This window comes from Microcoleus sp. A2-C3 (assembly GCF_036706065.1).
GTDB lineage: Bacteria > Cyanobacteriota > Cyanobacteriia > Cyanobacteriales > Microcoleaceae > Microcoleus.
Genome location: NZ_JAUBVX010000034.1, coordinates 20123 through 36158 on the forward strand (window position 1 = coordinate 20123; position 16036 = coordinate 36158).

Below are 16036 nucleotides of genomic sequence, written 5' to 3' on the forward strand. Positions count from 1 at the left end.
AAATCTAACATCTAAAATCTAACATCTAAAATCGTTTCAGGGTTCCACCTCCGGCCAGAGGCGTTCTAGTTGATAGCGCCAAGCGGCGAGAGTCTGTTCGCGAGACTCTCGCCCAAGTTCCATTTCGCCCATCAATCCCTCTGCGTAGAAACGGTCTAAAGTCTGAAGGGTAGTTTCTATGGACTGTCCCTGCATCTTGGCAGCTTTGATGATTTGACGGATGCGGCTTTCTATCAAACCGCCGAAAAAGTCGGACAAACCTCGTTCTTGCAAAGCTAGCAGTCTGGCGATGGCGGCCGAGAAATCTGGGGCGGCGAGTGTGGCGCAACTGTGCTGAAATACTCCCCACAAAACGTTTTGATGTATGGCGTAGCGAGTTTCGAGGGTGGTGTCAAAGTTAGCTTCTAGCAGTTGATCTAAAAACGGTTGAGCTTCTTCGGCATCGGCGATGGGTAGCAAAATCCGCAGCCAAGTTCCGTCTTCTGAAAGCAGGACTAAGAGGCGAAATTTGGGGGTTTGGACTTGCCAAGAAGTAGCGGCGGGCTTCTCAACATTTTCGCCGAATAAGTCTTTAAGGGTATTGCTAATTTCTTCGGGAGTCATGGCAATTTTAGATTTGAGATTTGAGATTTTAATTGTCAAAATTTATGACATTTTACCAGTATCCCCTACTATTAAATCAATTGAAAATTGATTTACGGCAGCCAGCGAGGATGATAGCCGGCAAAGGGAAGTTCTTCGGGCTGTACTTTTGCGGGAGAACTGTCTGCGGGTATTTCTAATAAGGGTAGCAGCCAGAGGCGGCTGGTGGCGATCGACTGTCCGCTATCATTGCGGGGACTGTCTCCTGCTGTGGGTTTGGCTGTTGTGACTGATTGATCGAAAATTAATGCCAGTCCGTCGGGAGATAAACTGATTTGGGTATCTAATTGGTTGGGCAAAATGAGCAGCGGTTTGATGGTTCCTACTAAACGAGTGCCTTCTTTTTTGAGGTCGATGGCGGCGATGAAAGGCTGTTCTTTGTAGCTTTCTGTTTCGAGGCGTTGGGCTAACAAGCAGTAGAGACGCTGGAATTGATTGTCTTTGTTTTTGCGGGGGTCGAAATAAACGGCGATGATGCTGCCGGGAATCCGCAATATTTCTTGTTCTGCGCCTTGGTTGTCTAAGATAAAGAGCGATCGAGTAAAGTCGCTGTTGTATTTAACGTAGGCGGCGGCGGAGTTGTCGCGGGCCATGCCTAATACTTGTTCGTATTTTGGCAAAAATTCTACTGGGTCTGCTTCGGGTGTGAGGGGGACGATCGCTAATCCTTGTTTTTGAGATATTACCATCGATGTGCTGTCAGGGCGAATCATAAAATCTCCGCCTTGTTGATTTTCCAAGGGTTTGGGCGCCACTTTTTCTGACAAAATCCAAGGACTGAAATCGCCGGGATTGCGGCGGTTGAGGCGCTGGACAATGATGATTTTTCCGTCGGCTGAGAGGTCGAATTTGAGGTTTTGGTAATCTTTGGAGTCTAAGAGTTTGTCGATTCTACCTGCTGGTTGCGCTGGTTGGGCTTCCGATCCGGGGGATTGGGGATTGAGGCCGGTGGTGACTGTAAATAGTTCTTGATTTAGGGTGCCGCCAGTACGGGCGATCGATCGATCTGTGGCTGAGAATAAAATGCGATCGCTGTCTGGATACGGTTTAAAATCGGTGACAACTAAATCTTTGGGAGTCAGCGGTATCGGTTTCGAGTCGCTGCTGGTGAGATTGACTAGCATTAATCTGCTTTCTGTTTCGCCTTGGACACCGATGTAAGCAAAAGCTCGATCGCGACTGCGAAAGGAACTGCTAAACGGCTGCATTGGCGTGCCTTTATATTGGTTGTTTTCTCCGAAATACTTGTCGGTTGCGCCGGCGAGTTTTACTGTGTAGGTAACGCCGTAGGGTGCGGGATCTTTGAGGGTGTAAGCCATACGGCGGCCAGCCCAGCTAAATTTACCGGGGAGTGGCGGTTCTAGCTTTAAGTTTTCCTCGACGGTGGAGTGGTTCATCGGCCGAAAGAAGTTGAGAATAAAGCCGGTATCTGCGGCGCCGATTTGTTTGTTTTCCCAGCTAAATTCTCGCACTCTGGGCGCTGTGCGATCGCCACTCAGCAGCAGCAGTCCCATTAAGACGCTCAGCAGTAGGATCAGGAAAATCGCCGTGCGGTCGATCGGCTGTTTGAATGGCAGAATACCGAAGAATGAAGGATTAAATTTTTTGTTAAAAATATTCATAAATCTTTCTCTCCTCTTGCTGCTGAAAATTAATTGCCAAATTTTCCCTCTTAAATTTTACAGTCCCGGACGCACTCCCGACCCTCAGAAACCAGTTTTTTTTTACCATGATAAAGGCTGTCACCTCTGTATTTTGGCAAACAACCCGGTTTCTGAAAGTTGTGGTGTATCCATGACTGAATTCAACTGACAATTCTTAACTGCGCAGCCAGCCCGTTCCTTTTAGGGGTGGGATAGGCGCTGCGAATGCAAGTCGCCGTTCCATTAATATTGAGGATGCTCCTTTTTGTTTACTGAAACAGTTGATTGATAGGTATTAAATCCATCGGTGAAATTTTATCGATCGGTAGCCCGCCACCCAGAGACATTCTCACACCAAGTATGATTGCTAGTACCCCTAAAAACAGTGCTGTCAACTTCATATCCTCCCAAAAACAAGTTAGCCCTTCTTTCCAAAGACCGTAGGTAGTTACTAAATAAGTAGGAAGATCCCCGACAGCTACAGCAATCACAGCACCTAAATTACCCATGAAATGATATCCTACTGGGATGCCAATAGCAATACTCAAGAAAGTTGCCAGATTGCCCATAGCTCCGTACTGAGATTTTCCGACAGCTAACAAACAAGAACCCATCAAATTGTGGAGAGTAGTGTGCCAGATACCTAAAGCCAAGATTGGCATCATCCAAGATGCTGCGATATACTCTTTCCTGTACAGTGTTAAAATTAGTTGATCTCCAAAGCTCACAAAAATTGCTAAGCCTATAGCCAAAGGTATCAGAATCAAGTTGCGGTTTTTGATGATTTTGGCGCGCAATTCCTCACGAGGCAAGTCTGCTAGCATCGAAATAGAGGGAAAAATTACCCTACCTGCGAGGGCGATGATCACTTGGCGCGGCATATCGCCGAGGGTAAAAGCGATGCCGTAAATGCCCAACATTGTTAAAGTAAAGATTTTCCCTAGAACTAGGCGATCGGCTTGAGAGCACAGAAAAAATAAAATCGTAGATAAAAATATCCATTTTCCATAAGAAAATATTTCTCTAGCGGCTTCTTTATCCCAAGCGAAGCGGTTTGACTTGCCGGGAATCAAAAAATGGCTCCATACTAACTCTATTATAGAGTTAGCAAAACCGCCGATGAGGATGGCCCAGATTGTGGGATGGAAAAAAGCCCATACAACCATCACTGTAGTAGAAATTGCCTGTATGACCAACTCAAAAAGCACTACTTGCTTGACGCTCATTTTGCGTTCGAGGGTGGATACAGAAGTGGATTTGAATCCTCCTATTAGGGTATTTATACTTATGCAGGGAAGCAACCACAGGAGACGGGGCTCTTCATAGAAGTTAGCAACTGGCCAGGTGATTATCATTAAACACAACCACACAAACAAGCTGCGAAGAACTTGCATTGTCCAAGCGGTGTTGAGAAATTCTGGCTCGTTCCCGCGCTTGTTTTGAATGATACTTGGGCCCAAACCTATGTCTGTGAATAGGTGGACACCTGTGATGAAAACGTAGGCTAGACCCATCAAACCAAATAGTTCGGGCAAAAGCAGGCGGGTCAAAATTAGGTTGCTGGCAAATCGGATAATTTGACTGCTTCCATAGCTGGCGATCGTCCAGAATGCGCCTTTGATAGCTAATTTTTTTTCTGATGACATATACTCTAAGCTTATTTCCTAATTATGAGTCTAGTTGCTGAATTTGTTATTGGCAACTGTTACAGGATGCTGCTGCCAATGTTGTAGTTGAATTTACCGTATCTTAATTTACGTAGACAGGAATATGCCCGGAATGCTCATCCCGTAATCTCAAAGGTACAATTTGATCCCCTAGTTGCTCCTTGTCTAATAATCATAAGGGTTTTTCGGTTCGGGAATTGGTTTGAGGGAGGATGCTTGAATGATTAATTTGCGCTTACCTTGTAGTTCTTCTACGATTGTTTCTCCTTCTATTTCTAGCCAACTGTCTGGGGGAAAAGAGGCGCGGCTTTGACCGATCGCTAATTTGACAGGCAACCCGATCGGATAGGCATCCGCCGCGCAGCAGGTAATGATGAAACGCCCGATCCACATATATTGTTCTGCGATATTGGGCGGGTGAATTACAAATCCTTGAACCTTGACTTTTTGACCTCTGTATGTATCTGGTTCTGGATTAAAATTTAACAGCCGCACCCATTCCACGAGCGATCGCCTTTCAGGCTTTGTAATATTGCGAAATTCTTGTGGTTGCAGTCTAGTGATGGGCAGAGATTCGGTGAGGCCTCGTTCCAGTGCTGTCTGGCTGGTAAATGTGCGGGGCGTTACTACTAAACCGATTAATGCGACGCTCAGCATTAAGGTGCTGCCGATGCTGGGGGGAAATAAAGTAACGTGTTCAACTTCTGTGATTCTGGGAGATTTATTGGCTGGGGATGTCCGCGATTGCTTTAATTGCTGCTTGGCGCGATCGAGCTTTAAGAGTTCCCAAATTTTAAATCCACCAATCACCATTAAGCCGATTCCTCCGGCTACAGTCAAGCCAAAGTAATTGGGGTGAATCAGAATGCTTAATTTGCCGGTGATCCAATATTTGAGGAGTAATATTCCCCATCCTAAGATAGCTAGGGCATCCAGCCAGGGGCTAAATTTTTTAAGGTTCATTTTTTAAGAGTCATTGGTCATTGGTCATTGGTCATTGGGAATCTATTCTTAGTTGTGCATCCGGGCTAATTTTAACCTAGATACAAGTTGACAGCGAGAGTCATTAAAAAGGTTAACTGAGCTGCCAAAATCATTAAGTAAATTACGGCTCTACCTTTAAAAATAGATAGCATTAAACCGATACCTTTGAGGTCAATCATCGGCCCGAAAACGAGAAATGCTAACAGCGAACCGCTGGTAAATGTGGCTGCAAAAGACAGGGCAAAAAAAGCATCTACTGTAGAACAAATCGATACGACCGCGGCTAATAGCAGCATAGCGATAATCGAGGAAACGGGGCCTTGACCGAGGTTGAGAATTAGTTCACGGGGTGCGCCAACTTGAATGATAGCGGCGATCGCACTTCCGATGACCAAAACTCCTCCCAATTCGCGCAACTCCTGTACCATACTATCTAAAAGCAGGCGCAGACGCTCTTTAGAAACCGGGTGAAACATAGATGAACGTTTCGAGGTTTTGTCTGTTTTGCCTGTTTGTAAAGGCTTCCAGTCATCTTTTAGCAAAGATTCGATCGGCACTGCACCCCCCTGACCGAGCATAAATGTTCCCGACTGCAACAGTAGCGGAGTGTTGGCTGGGGCGAGGTTTTGTTCGGAAAACTCTGGTTTTGGGAGGGGAATCGCGCGGGCTACAGAGGGGTGTAACAGAGGGCGCAAGTCGGCTTGAACACTGAACACCCAGCCGATAATTGTGGCTATTACCAGAGAAAAGACTACCCGCAAAACTACAATTTCTGGCTGATCGCGAAATGCCGTCCAAGTCGCCCAAATTACCACGGGATTGATGGTGGGGGCCGCAAGTAAAAAGCCGATCGCCGCTGGTGCGGGTACTCCCTGCATCAGCAACCTGCGGGCTACGGGCACGTTACCGCACTCGCACACGGGAAACAAAAAGCCGATCGAACTACCGATCAAAGCCGCCAGCAGCGGGTTTCGCGGGATGCGGGATACGAGTTTGCGTTCGTCTACAAACCCCAGCAGCAAACCTGAGAATAAAACTCCCAGCAGCAGAAAAGGTATTGCTTCTACTAACAAGCTGAGAAAAAGGGTAAAAGCATTGTTTAACTGATTCGTTATAGCTGGTTGCATCGATCGCCTACTGGTAAATTGCTATCTAGTTTCACGTATTTTGCTGAGTCCCTGTCGATCATACCTGCTGCACAGCACTAAGTTTAAAATTCCGTTGAAACTTTTTGGCGATCGTCCTCAATGTTATAGCAACCATTAAAAGTTGCAAATTCCAGCGCCGGACACGGCAATGTCGGATCCCTAGCACTGATCGCCTATAATCTCTATATTTCAACACGAGAATAATAGTCGTTAAAATTAATTTTATATTTTTCCTATCAATCGGATAACTTTTTATTTAATTGGCGCGAATTATGACAAAAATTCACAAAAATTTCATTAGTTCAAATGTCGCCAAATAGTTCGCTAAGTTGACCTTTTGTAACAAAAAAATCATGAAAGTGGCAAGCTTGTTTAGACAGCTAGACTCTATTGAGAAACCTAGCGGGGGTATTTGAAAATCGCGCAATTATGATTTTCCTGTATCATCAATTAATGATAATTTTCAGTAAATTTAGGTTATTATTAACAACAGGTTAAGGTTTTAGCCCAAGGTTAACTAATAGTTAAATACTCCAAATAACAGTTAATACGCCTCAAGCCGATATAAAATAAAGTCAGGCATAATCGCCAGAGCGCATCTATCTCGGTCATGCTCGAACTTGCCTAATACTTGGAGTGGTAAAATCCCATTTTCCACCATAAGTTTTTTGTGTAATTTAAAATGCTGTTTGCCAGAGGGATGTCGGCCAAAGCACTCAGCTACTCACCGACTGAGCTTTGGTAGCTGAATGTCTGCTGGCAAATAAAAACCAAAAAAAGCGTGCTGATGAATTTATGTTAAATAATTCCTGCGTAGAAAGACCAGTACAACCCGCGTCCGAAGCTGACTCTGGAGAACTTCGTTTAGACTCTACTCTCCAAGAATTATCGCTTTACGATTTTCAAGTAGAAGCTACGGATTTCGGGATGAAAATTTCCCAGATGTTAGAAGCTAATCCGCTGTTACCGGGAGTCATTGTGACCCATCAAGGTAAATTTGTCGGCATGATTTCTCGGCGGAGATTTTTAGAATTTCTCAGCCGTCCTTTTGGAAGAGAATTATTTTTAAAACGACCTGTGAAGGCTTTATACCGCTTTGCTGAAATTGAGACTTTGATTTTTCCTAGCAATACTTTAATTGTCGATGCAGCCCGGAAATCGCTCCAGCGCTCGAAAGAACTGCTTTACGAGCCGATTGTGGTTCAAGTATCGCCCCAAACTTATACTTTGGTAGATGTACGCGAACTGTTAGTGGCGCAGTCAAACATTCACGAATTAGCGACAAAATTGCTGAGGCAACAAACTCAATCTCAACTAATTCAAACCGAAAAATTAGCCAGTTTGGGGCAAATGGTAGCTGGAGTCGCTCACGAAATTAGAAACCCTGTCACCTGCATCAGCGGAAATCTAGGCTTTTTGTCTAACTACTCGAAAGACATTATGGAGTTGCTGTCGGCTTACGAGCAAATTGTCGGCCCTAACGAACAAATTGACGCACTCAAAGCAAACATAGAATTTGATTTTTTGCAAGAAGATTGGCTGGAAATTATCAAAAGTATGAAGGCTTCATCAGAGAGATTGAGGGAACTTGTCACCAGCCTGCACACCTTTTCTCACATGGACGAAACTCACTTGAAAGAAGCTAACCTCCACGAATGTATTGACAGTACGCTGCTAATTATGAAAAGCCGTCTGAAGTACGGGTTTAAAGTAGTTAAAAAATATGGGGATTTGCCTTTGGTCAAGTGTTATTCTGGTCAGTTGAGTCAGGTATTTATGAATATCGTCAGCAATGCGATCGATGCTTTGGAAGAGGTAAAAGGAGAAACAGGTTTTGTACCTGCGATTACGATTGAAACTGAGGTAATAGATAGTTCTGACGGAGACTTCGTGAATTCGGAATTACTTCAAAATTATGTTTTGGGAGGACAAAATGCAAAATTGCTATCATCCGCCAGCCAAAATGGCGAATCGGGCCCGGAAGCGGCGGAGACAAATTCAAATAACGCTTGGATAGCAATCAGAATTGCCGATAACGGGCCGGGAATTAAGCCAGAAATTCAGCGCAGGATTTTTGATACATTTTTCACCACTAAACCTGCTGGGAAAGGTACGGGTTTGGGGTTGGCAATTACTCATCAAATTGTGACGGAGAAGCATAAAGGTAAGTTGAATTTGCATTCAACGCCAGGTACGGGAACGGAATTTGAAATTTTGTTGCCCTTGATTTAAATGCTGTCTGGGATGAAGTTCTAGACTCAGAAACCGGGTTTTTTTATGGCGGTAAGGTGCGCCCGCGCGCACCTTACAAATATCAGTTCTGCGTTCGGGACTGATTAAGCTCGAAGCTGAACTGGCATCACTAAGAATGTAGCATTGACTCCGCCCAAAGGTTGAAAAATTACAGGAGCCAAAGCACCGTTTAATTGCAGTTGAATTTCGGGAGACTGAGCTGTTTTCAAAATGTCAATTAAGTATTTCACGTTGAAAGCAATATCTATGCTTTCTCCCGAAATCTGCGCTGGAAGTGACTCTTTGCCGCAGCCGACATCTTTAGCATCTACCGACAAAGTGATTTCCTGATTTTCTTCGTCGATGCTGCATTTGAGGATATTATTTTTTTGGTCGGCAAACACTGCAATTCTTTCGACTGCTGCTAAGAGCGATCGCCTTTCTAAGGTAATTTGCCGCTCAAAAGACGGCGGAATCAACTGCCGATAGGCGGGATATTGCCCTTCTAAGGTGCGAGTTGTCAGGCGTTGGTCGGCCCATTCAAACACTACTTGACCATGTTCAAAATGCAGGGTAACAGGTTCAGTCCACTGCCGCATCACGAGCATTCTTTCTACTTCCCGCAATGCTTTAGCGGGAACTGTCACTTCAAATTCTTCTGCGCTTTCTTCACCTTCGGTTTTTTCATTTGCAGTTTGAACTACTGCCAATCTGTGGCCGTCTGTCGCTGCAAATTCTAGGCAATCTTTGAGTACCTTTAAATGCACGCCTGCCAGTACCTGTTTTGCTTCGTCGGGGCTAGTAGCAAATAAAGTTCCTTTGAGTCCTTCTATCAAGGCTTCGGGCGGCAATTTGAGGATTGTTCCGGCTTCGATTGCGGGCAATTCTGGGAATTCTTCTGGGCCCATGCCTCTGACTTGGTAGCTGCCAGAACTGCAAGTGAGATAAGCTACGGTATCCCCGGCTTCGTCTTCTAAAGTAATCTCTCCGCCTGGGAGTCTGGAAACAATATCGTTGAGCAATTTCGCGGGTATGGTAAAACTGCCGCCGCCAGTCACTTCTGCTGCAAAGCTGGTGCGAATTCCCAAACTGAGATCGAAAGCTGTCAAGCTAACCCGCTGATTTTCCTCATCCGCTACTAAGAGCACGTTGGCTAGTACCGGATGTGTCGGGCGGGAGGGAACGGCTCGACTTACCAACGAGAGGTTGGCGTTGAGGTCACTTTGGGTGCAAACCAATTTCATGGGAGGAAGGTTAATTAACCGGATTTGAAACAGAAACAAATGGTATCACAGAAAGCTGATGACAGTTGACAGTTGACAGTTGGCAGTTGGCAGTTGGCAGTTGAGAGTTGGCAGTTGGCAGTTGAGAGTTGGCAGTTGGCAGTTGGCAGTTGAGAGTTGGCAGTTGGCAGTTGGCAGTTGAGAGTTGGCAGTTGGCAGTTGAGAGTTGGCAGTTGGCAGTTGAGAGTTGGCAGTTGGCAGTTGGCAGTTGAGAGTTGAGAGTTGGCAGTTGGCAGTTGAGAGTTGGCAGTTGGCAGTTGGCAGTTGGTGAGATACTATTTTTTTTATTGAATTATTTTTGTGCGATCGCCCTGTGGAAACTGTGGAAAAATAAAATAATTGCTTGCTGTGCTTGAGTTATCGCTCATAAATGCCTGTGGAAAACTTGTGGAAAAGCTGGCTAAAGTCGATCGCCATTCCATTTTTCCACAAAAACTGTTTTGGGCGATCGAGTAAAGTTTTCCACACTATGAGGGCTAATTTTCCACAGGTTTTTCCACAGGCTAGCTGCTACGCATAGAGAGTGTCGGTTATGCGAGAGTTACCCCTTCGATGATTCGGATCTTGAAATCGCTGCATAGAATCATTGGTGTGACAACTGACTGACAACTGACTGACAACTGACTGACAACTGACAACTGACAACTGACAACTGACTTCAAATTAAGTTTTGCGGCTAATAACGTTAATTCGATCGCTCAATTGACGCAAAGTTTGGGCTAAAGTTGGATCTGTGTTCCGCAACTGAGCAATTTTATCGCAACTGTAAAGCACAGTCGTGTGATCCTTGCCGCCGAACACTTCGCCAACTTTCGGCAAACTCAAAGTAGTGTGCTGCCGAATTAAATACATCCCGATTTGACGGGCAAAGCTAATTTCTCGCCTGCGGGAAACACCCTTCAAGTCTTCCACAGAAACATCAAACACCTCAGCCACAACTGCAATTACTGCATCGGGAGTCGCCTCTACGGTTTCAGTTTGCGGGTTCAAAACCGGGGCGATATTCTCCACGGTCATCGGCAAACCGGTAATTGAAAGATATGCTACTGCCCGAATCAAAGCTCCTTCTAATTCCCGCACATTGGAAGTGTAACTAGAAGCAATGTATTCTATGACATCTCGCGGCAGCCTCATATTTTCATATTCAGATTTTTTCTGCAAAATTGCCATCCGCGTTTCCAAGTCTGGCAATTGAATATCGGCAATTAATCCCATGGAAAATCGGGAACACAAACGCTCTTGCAGGCGGGGAATTTGCTGCGGCGGGCGATCGGAAGCTAACACTACTTGGTTTCCGGCTTCGTGTAAGGTGTTAAAAGTGTGAAAAAATTCTTCTTGGGTGTATTCTTTGCCTTCTATAAATTGGATATCATCTATTAATAAAACATCCGCTGCTCGATAGTGATCGCGGAAAGTTTGCATACTATCTTTGCGAATGGCGGCGATTAAATCGTTGGTAAATTTCTCAGTAGAAACGTAAAAAATCTTGGCATTGGGGTCGATTTCTAAGCGATAATGACCGATCGCCTGCATCAAATGAGTTTTCCCCAAACCAACGCCGCCACACAAAAATAGGGGATTGAATTCTCGGCCCGGAGACTCGGCTACGGCGAGGGATGCTGCGTGAGCCATGCGGTTGTTGGAACCGACGACAAAGCGGGAAAATACGTATTTGGGGTTTAAATGGGCTGGTTTAGGTGGGTGTAGCGAGTGGCTTTCGGGGCGATCGGCGATCGGGGATGGCCAAATCATGGCGGAGTCGTTGCTGCCGCCTGTTTCGTTTCCCCCGGCAACTGTCAAGTAGATTTCTACGGGATAGCCGAGAATTTCTGCGACTGCATCGGCAAGGATTTCTCTGTAATATTTCTGCAACCAATTGCGAGCAAAGGGGTTGGGGGCGCTGACAATCAAACAGTTATTTTCGAGTTGTTCGGCCCTGGCAGTTTTGATCCACGTCTCAAAGCTAGGTCTGCTCAGTTGTACCTGGAGACGTTCAAGTATCTGATTCCACAGACTTTCGAGGGTAATGTCCACTGCTTACCTTTGCCGATCGGCATTTAAGAGATTTTCATGTCCAGACTGTTCAGTTTAGTCGAGTTAGTGGTTGGGAAGCTAGAGCGGCCAAGATTGGGCGGTTTCAACCGTATCTCTTAGCAAAATCAGCGAAAATCGGCAATCCAAAATCCAAAATGAGAAGCTGAATGTTAAAGTTTAAGGGAGTCTGCCGATCGCCCAAAAATTTTGTGGCTCTGCGGCGATATAGCAGGTATCGAAGAGCTGCTAGGCAAGTATTTAAATTTGGCAGGAAAGCCTTAAAACGTAGCGATGAAGAGTTCTACTGGCAAATTTTGGAAGCAACCAGCAATTTACATATTGCTGCTGGTAACGGGAGCAGCAGCGGCCATGTTGGGCGATCGGCTGTCGGTTTCTCAATTACGTGCAAATTCTGGCGATTCGGGACAAAGGGCGCTGGAACCGAGATTGCAAGTGCCTGCTAATACTAAGCCTCAAGCTAGCAAAGTCTTGCCGCCGATTCCCTTGTCGGGCGACGGGGCTAATGTGAATTTTATTGTGGCTGCGGTGGCAAAAGTTGGCCCGGCGGTGGTGCGGATTGATGCTTCGCGCAAGGTGAGACCGGGAAATAAAGGTGTTTCGCCGGAGGATTTTTTTGGTGGACAACCGAATTCGGGCGGCCGGGGCGGGATTGAACGGGGCACTGGTTCGGGTTTTGTGATCGGGGCTGACGGCGTGATTCTGACGAATGCTCACGTTGTAGAGGGTGCAGATACGGTAAGTGTAACTCTCAGGGACGGCCGCAGCTATCAGGGGCGGGTGTTGGGGGCGGATCAGGTGACGGATGTGGCTGTGGTGAAGATTGAGGCGAATGCTCTGCCTGTGGTGGTGATCGGCAATTCTGATAAGCTGTTGCCTGGGGAATGGGCGATCGCGATCGGCAATCCTTTGGGTTTGGACAATTCCGTAACTGCGGGGATTATTAGCGCTACGGAGCGATCGAGCTCTGATGTGGGCGTACCCGACAAGCGCATCGGTTTTATTCAAACAGACGCTGCGATCAATCCGGGGAATTCCGGTGGCCCGCTGCTGAATGCTTCGGGGGAAGTTATTGGGATGAATACAGCGATTATTCAAGGCGCTCAAGGATTGGGCTTTGCGATTCCGATTAAGGCGGCGCAACAGGTAGCGCAGCAACTGATTTCGACGGGGAAAGTCGAACACGCTTATTTGGGCATTGAAATGGCGACGCTGACTCCTGAAGTTAAGCAGCAAATTAATGGCAATGCTAACAGTAATCTGCGAGTTGCAGTCGATCGGGGTGTGGCTATTGTGAGTGTTGTTCCTAATTCTCCGGCGGCGGCGGCAGGTTTGCGGGCTGGTGATGTGATTCAAAAGCTTAACAATCAGCCGATTATTCAGTCGGAAGCTGTTCAGGAGTTCGTGCAAAATGCTAAGGTTGGCGGCCTGTTGCAAATGGAGATTAATCGCAACGGGCAAATAGTTAAATTAACTGTACAACCGGGGAGTTTGCCAGTTCAAAAAAATCGATAAAAAGTTCGGCGACGGATTTTGTATAGAATCCATTTGAGATATTTTATGTTAAATCAACCTGCATCAGAAATCGAATTGTTACGCGCGGCCTACGCTGCTTTCAACGCGCGAGACATCAACGCCGCCCTCGCCCTCATGACTGCGGACGTGGCTTGGCCGCGAGCGTTCAAAGGCGGTTTTGTCCGTGGACATGAAGAAGTCCGCGCTTACTGGACGGAGCAATGGAGCGAGATCGATCCCCATGTGGAGCCTAGTGCCTTTCACCCAGAGGAGGGCGGGCGGATTTTGGTCGATGTGCACCAAGTCGTGCGCGATCTGGCTGGAAGCGTGGTTGCTGATGAGCGGGTTGGTCATCGCTTCACCATCGATCGTGGCTTGATTCAAGTCATGGAGGTCTGTTCACTTCCATCGTCCAGCTAGGTCGCCTAACACTGCGCTCCGGTTGCACAGCTTGAGTCCGTTATGCAGCTACATTTATAAGCTGTTAGTCATTTAAATTTATTGCCTGAACCCCTTACAGTATGGGGTATAGACCACAAATAATGCAGTTTAAATGTCGAACAGCTTAGCAAGTTTTAGCGATCGCCCTAAAAGATATCAAATGGGTTCTACGATCGCCATAAGAGGGCTGAAGCCCAACAACATACCTCACCTATCTGAGAAGGGCTATAACTGATTTAACTGATGTTGGAAAACGGATTTTGTAGCGGATTTAACGGATGTTAGGTAACGGATTTTGTAGCGGATTTAACGGATATAATTTCCAATAACAACTAACAAATAACAGCTAACAAATAACAAATAACAACTAACAAATAACAACTAACTATGCCAGAAATATTACAAATTTCACAATTAGGAAATCCCGTACTGCGCCAACCGTCGCAAGTTGTTGAGAATGTTAAGGACGATCGCATTCAAGAGCTAATCGACGACCTGATTTTTACCGTACAACAGGCGAACGGAGTAGGGATTGCGGCCCCCCAAGCGGCGAAGTGCGATCGCCTGTTCATCGTCGCATCCCGCCCCAACCTGCGCTATCCCCAAGCGCCGAAGATGGAACCGACGGCGATGATTAATCCCCGGATTCTCGCTGCATCCACAGAAACAGTCAAAGACTGGGAAGGCTGTTTGAGCATTCCGGGGATTCGCGGGTTGGTGCCGAGAAGTAGGGCGATCGAGATAGAATACACCTGTAGAGACGGCAAACTCCACCGACAAGAACTTACAGACTTTGTAGCCCGGATTTTTCAACACGAATACGACCATTTAGAGGGCATCGTGTTTTTAGACAGGGTGGAAAGCACCCACGAACTAATGACAGAGGATGAGTACCAGCAGCAATTTGTCAAGCTCCTGTGATAATTGATATAATGGCGATCGGTAACTAAAATTGATGTTGTGAATAGGAGGGCGAATGTCTATCAACTTGGAAAAAGGCGGGAGAATCAATCTATCTAAAGAAGCACCAGGGCTGAAAAATGCCGGGATCGGTTTGGGATGGGATACCAATGCTACAGACACCGGCGGGGCCTTTGACTTAGATGCTTCCGTGTTTATGTTGGGGGCTACTGGGAAAATTTCCAGCGAAAAATACTTGGTTTTCTACAACAACAAAGAGTCGCCCGATACTGCTGTAATACATCTGGGAGATAGCACAACCGGAGAAGGATTTGGCGATGATGAAACCGTTACAGTCGATTTAACCAAAGTCGATCCTGCGGTAGAAGAAATTGTGTTTGTTGTCACCATCCACGAAGCCGAATCCAGAAGGCAAAACTTCGGTCAAGTGAAAAATGCTTTTATCAGGATTTACGACACCACTACTAGCAAAGAAGTCCTGAAGTACGATTTGGATGAGGATTTTTCTCGGGAAACTGCGATCGAATTTGGCAAACTTTACAAGAAAGACGGTGAGTGGAGGTTCCAAGCAGTCGGACAAGGCTACAATTCAGGCTTGCAAAGCTTTGTAGACAAGTATGCCGGATAAAAGGTCGATATAAAACAATACGGTTGAGATAAAGTCGATCCCCCCTAGCCTACCTTAAAAAGGGGGGGACAAGAGAGTTCTCAAAGTCCCCCTTTTTAAGGGGGATTTAGGGGGATATCCGGGGAATAAACCGGACGTACTGTTGAAACGGCCCGGTCTTTTTATTAATCCCATATTGCACGATAAACCTTACCAAATCAAAAAACTATGGCTATCAACTTGACAAAAGGACAATCAATCGTACTCAGCAAAAGTGAATACGACTTATCCAGAGTGACAATGGCTTTGGGCTGGGATGTTGCACAAGTTAAAAAAGGTCTTTTCGGCAGAAGTAGCGGTGCAAATTTTGACCTAGATTCCTACGCTTTGCTGCTGGGGGACAATGGCAAATTAAAACAATACAAAGAAGATGTAATTTATTACTCTCATTTAGAATCCAAGGACAAAACAGTTGTGCACTCCGGCGACAATCTCACCGGGGAGGGAGAGGGCGATGACGAACAAATATTTGTGAAACTGAACTCTTTGCCAGCACAATATCACAAAATTATCTTGGGCGTAAATATTTACAATGGCAAAGAAAGAAAACAGCATTTTGGCCTGGTAGAAAATGCTTACGTGAGGGCTGTAGATGCCGCCGGGAAAGAAATTGCTCGCTATCGCTTGTCAAATGACTCTTCCTATGAAGGCAAATTAAATATGTTGATGGGAGAAGTTTATCGAGAAGGTAGCGAATGGAAATTTAAGGCTTTGGGAAATCCTTTGACTGAAGATTTTAACGGTGTTGTCGGTTCGTTTATGCGGTGATAGGAAAGAAGATTTTTTTAACCGCAGATGAACGCAGATGAACGCAGATGAAATTCTATCTGCGTTCATCTGT

15 protein-coding genes are annotated in these 16036 nt (G+C 45.9%); 8 read left to right on the forward strand and 7 right to left on the reverse strand.

Going from position 1 to position 16036, the window contains the following annotated elements; all coding sequences use genetic code 11:
• Positions 1-36: 36 nt before the first annotated feature.
• From QUB66_RS18950 to QUB66_RS18970, 5 genes are all read right to left on the reverse strand, one after another.
• Positions 37-642: a hypothetical protein gene (locus QUB66_RS18950; protein ID WP_332969217.1), complete on the reverse strand. Its 606-nt coding sequence runs from the start codon at positions 640-642 to the stop codon at positions 37-39.
• 53 nt (positions 643-695) lie between these two features.
• Positions 696-2264 carry a hypothetical protein gene (locus QUB66_RS18955; RefSeq protein WP_265233628.1) on the reverse strand — a complete coding sequence of 523 codons (1569 nt, stop codon included), beginning with the start codon at positions 2262-2264 and terminating at the stop codon, positions 696-698.
• Positions 2265-2554: 290 nt separating this feature from the next.
• Positions 2555-3931 (reverse strand): oligosaccharide flippase family protein, encoded by a 1377-nt coding sequence (locus QUB66_RS18960; RefSeq protein WP_265233629.1) that lies wholly within the window; start codon positions 3929-3931, stop codon positions 2555-2557.
• 186 nt (positions 3932-4117) lie between these two features.
• Entirely contained in the window at positions 4118-4915 is a 798-nt protein-coding gene (locus QUB66_RS18965; RefSeq protein WP_332969218.1) for a TIGR03943 family putative permease subunit, read from the reverse strand.
• 71 nt (positions 4916-4986) lie between these two features.
• Positions 4987-6063 carry a permease gene (locus QUB66_RS18970; protein WP_332969220.1) on the reverse strand — a complete coding sequence of 359 codons (1077 nt, stop codon included), beginning with the start codon at positions 6061-6063 and terminating at the stop codon, positions 4987-4989.
• A gap of 816 nt (positions 6064-6879) precedes the next feature.
• Between QUB66_RS18970 and QUB66_RS18975 the strand changes: the two genes are divergently transcribed.
• Complete coding sequence (locus QUB66_RS18975) at positions 6880-8316, forward strand: sensor histidine kinase (RefSeq protein ID WP_332969221.1); 1437 nt, start codon at positions 6880-6882, stop codon at positions 8314-8316.
• Positions 8317-8420: 104 nt separating this feature from the next.
• Here the strand turns inward: QUB66_RS18975 and dnaN are convergent, their stop codons facing one another.
• A complete protein-coding gene (dnaN, locus tag QUB66_RS18980; protein ID WP_265233633.1) occupies positions 8421-9560 on the reverse strand; it encodes a DNA polymerase III subunit beta in 1140 nt (379 codons plus the stop codon).
• Positions 9561-9688: 128 nt separating this feature from the next.
• On the opposite strand from dnaN, the gene QUB66_RS18985 reads away from it, so the two are divergent.
• The gene (locus QUB66_RS18985) at positions 9689-9811 is read left to right on the forward strand and encodes a hypothetical protein (RefSeq protein ID WP_332969222.1); all 123 of its coding nucleotides are present in this window, start codon (positions 9689-9691) and stop codon (positions 9809-9811) included.
• A 451-nt stretch (positions 9812-10262) separates the two neighbouring features.
• Here the strand turns inward: QUB66_RS18985 and dnaA are convergent, their stop codons facing one another.
• On the reverse strand, positions 10263-11633 hold the full coding sequence (gene dnaA / locus QUB66_RS18990) for a chromosomal replication initiator protein DnaA (RefSeq protein ID WP_265233635.1): 1371 nt from the start codon (positions 11631-11633) through the stop codon (positions 10263-10265).
• Between the two features lie 291 nt (positions 11634-11924).
• Here dnaA and QUB66_RS18995 point away from each other — a divergent pair, with 291 nt between their 5' ends.
• From QUB66_RS18995 to QUB66_RS19020, 6 genes are all read left to right on the forward strand, one after another.
• The gene (locus QUB66_RS18995) at positions 11925-13166 is read left to right on the forward strand and encodes an HhoA/HhoB/HtrA family serine endopeptidase (protein WP_332969224.1); all 1242 of its coding nucleotides are present in this window, start codon (positions 11925-11927) and stop codon (positions 13164-13166) included.
• Between the two features lie 45 nt (positions 13167-13211).
• On the forward strand, positions 13212-13586 hold the full coding sequence (locus QUB66_RS19000; RefSeq protein ID WP_265233637.1) for a nuclear transport factor 2 family protein: 375 nt from the start codon (positions 13212-13214) through the stop codon (positions 13584-13586).
• Between the two features lie 133 nt (positions 13587-13719).
• Positions 13720-13842: a hypothetical protein gene (locus tag QUB66_RS19005; protein ID WP_332969225.1), complete on the forward strand. Its 123-nt coding sequence runs from the start codon at positions 13720-13722 to the stop codon at positions 13840-13842.
• Positions 13843-13994: 152 nt separating this feature from the next.
• The gene (gene def / locus QUB66_RS19010; RefSeq protein WP_332969226.1) at positions 13995-14528 is read left to right on the forward strand and encodes a peptide deformylase; all 534 of its coding nucleotides are present in this window, start codon (positions 13995-13997) and stop codon (positions 14526-14528) included.
• A 55-nt stretch (positions 14529-14583) separates the two neighbouring features.
• Positions 14584-15156 (forward strand): TerD family protein, encoded by a 573-nt coding sequence (locus QUB66_RS19015; RefSeq protein WP_332969227.1) that lies wholly within the window; start codon positions 14584-14586, stop codon positions 15154-15156.
• A 207-nt stretch (positions 15157-15363) separates the two neighbouring features.
• Positions 15364-15963, forward strand: a complete 600-nt coding sequence (locus tag QUB66_RS19020) for a TerD family protein (RefSeq protein WP_332969228.1) — start codon at positions 15364-15366, stop codon at positions 15961-15963.
• Positions 15964-16036 lie beyond the last annotated feature (73 nt).

Excerpts from the sequence above, each read along its gene's own strand:
- QUB66_RS18965 (WP_332969218.1), bottom strand. The coding sequence starts at position 4,915 with ATGAACCTTAAAAAATTTAGCCCCTGGCTGGATGCCCTAGCTATCTTA.
- QUB66_RS19000 (WP_265233637.1), top strand. The coding sequence starts at position 13,212 with ATGTTAAATCAACCTGCATCAGAAATCGAATTGTTACGCGCGGCCTAC.
- QUB66_RS18970 (WP_332969220.1), bottom strand. The coding sequence starts at position 6,063 with ATGCAACCAGCTATAACGAATCAGTTAAACAATGCTTTTACCCTTTTT.
- QUB66_RS19005 (WP_332969225.1), top strand. The coding sequence starts at position 13,720 with ATGTCGAACAGCTTAGCAAGTTTTAGCGATCGCCCTAAAAGATATCAA.
- QUB66_RS18975 (WP_332969221.1), top strand. The coding sequence starts at position 6,880 with ATGTTAAATAATTCCTGCGTAGAAAGACCAGTACAACCCGCGTCCGAA.
- def (WP_332969226.1), top strand. The coding sequence starts at position 13,995 with ATGCCAGAAATATTACAAATTTCACAATTAGGAAATCCCGTACTGCGC.
- QUB66_RS18960 (WP_265233629.1), bottom strand. The coding sequence starts at position 3,931 with ATGTCATCAGAAAAAAAATTAGCTATCAAAGGCGCATTCTGGACGATC.
- QUB66_RS18955 (WP_265233628.1), bottom strand. The coding sequence starts at position 2,264 with ATGAATATTTTTAACAAAAAATTTAATCCTTCATTCTTCGGTATTCTG.
- QUB66_RS19020 (WP_332969228.1), top strand. The coding sequence starts at position 15,364 with ATGGCTATCAACTTGACAAAAGGACAATCAATCGTACTCAGCAAAAGT.
- dnaN (WP_265233633.1), bottom strand. The coding sequence starts at position 9,560 with ATGAAATTGGTTTGCACCCAAAGTGACCTCAACGCCAACCTCTCGTTG.
- QUB66_RS19015 (WP_332969227.1), top strand. The coding sequence starts at position 14,584 with ATGTCTATCAACTTGGAAAAAGGCGGGAGAATCAATCTATCTAAAGAA.
- QUB66_RS18995 (WP_332969224.1), top strand. The coding sequence starts at position 11,925 with ATGAAGAGTTCTACTGGCAAATTTTGGAAGCAACCAGCAATTTACATA.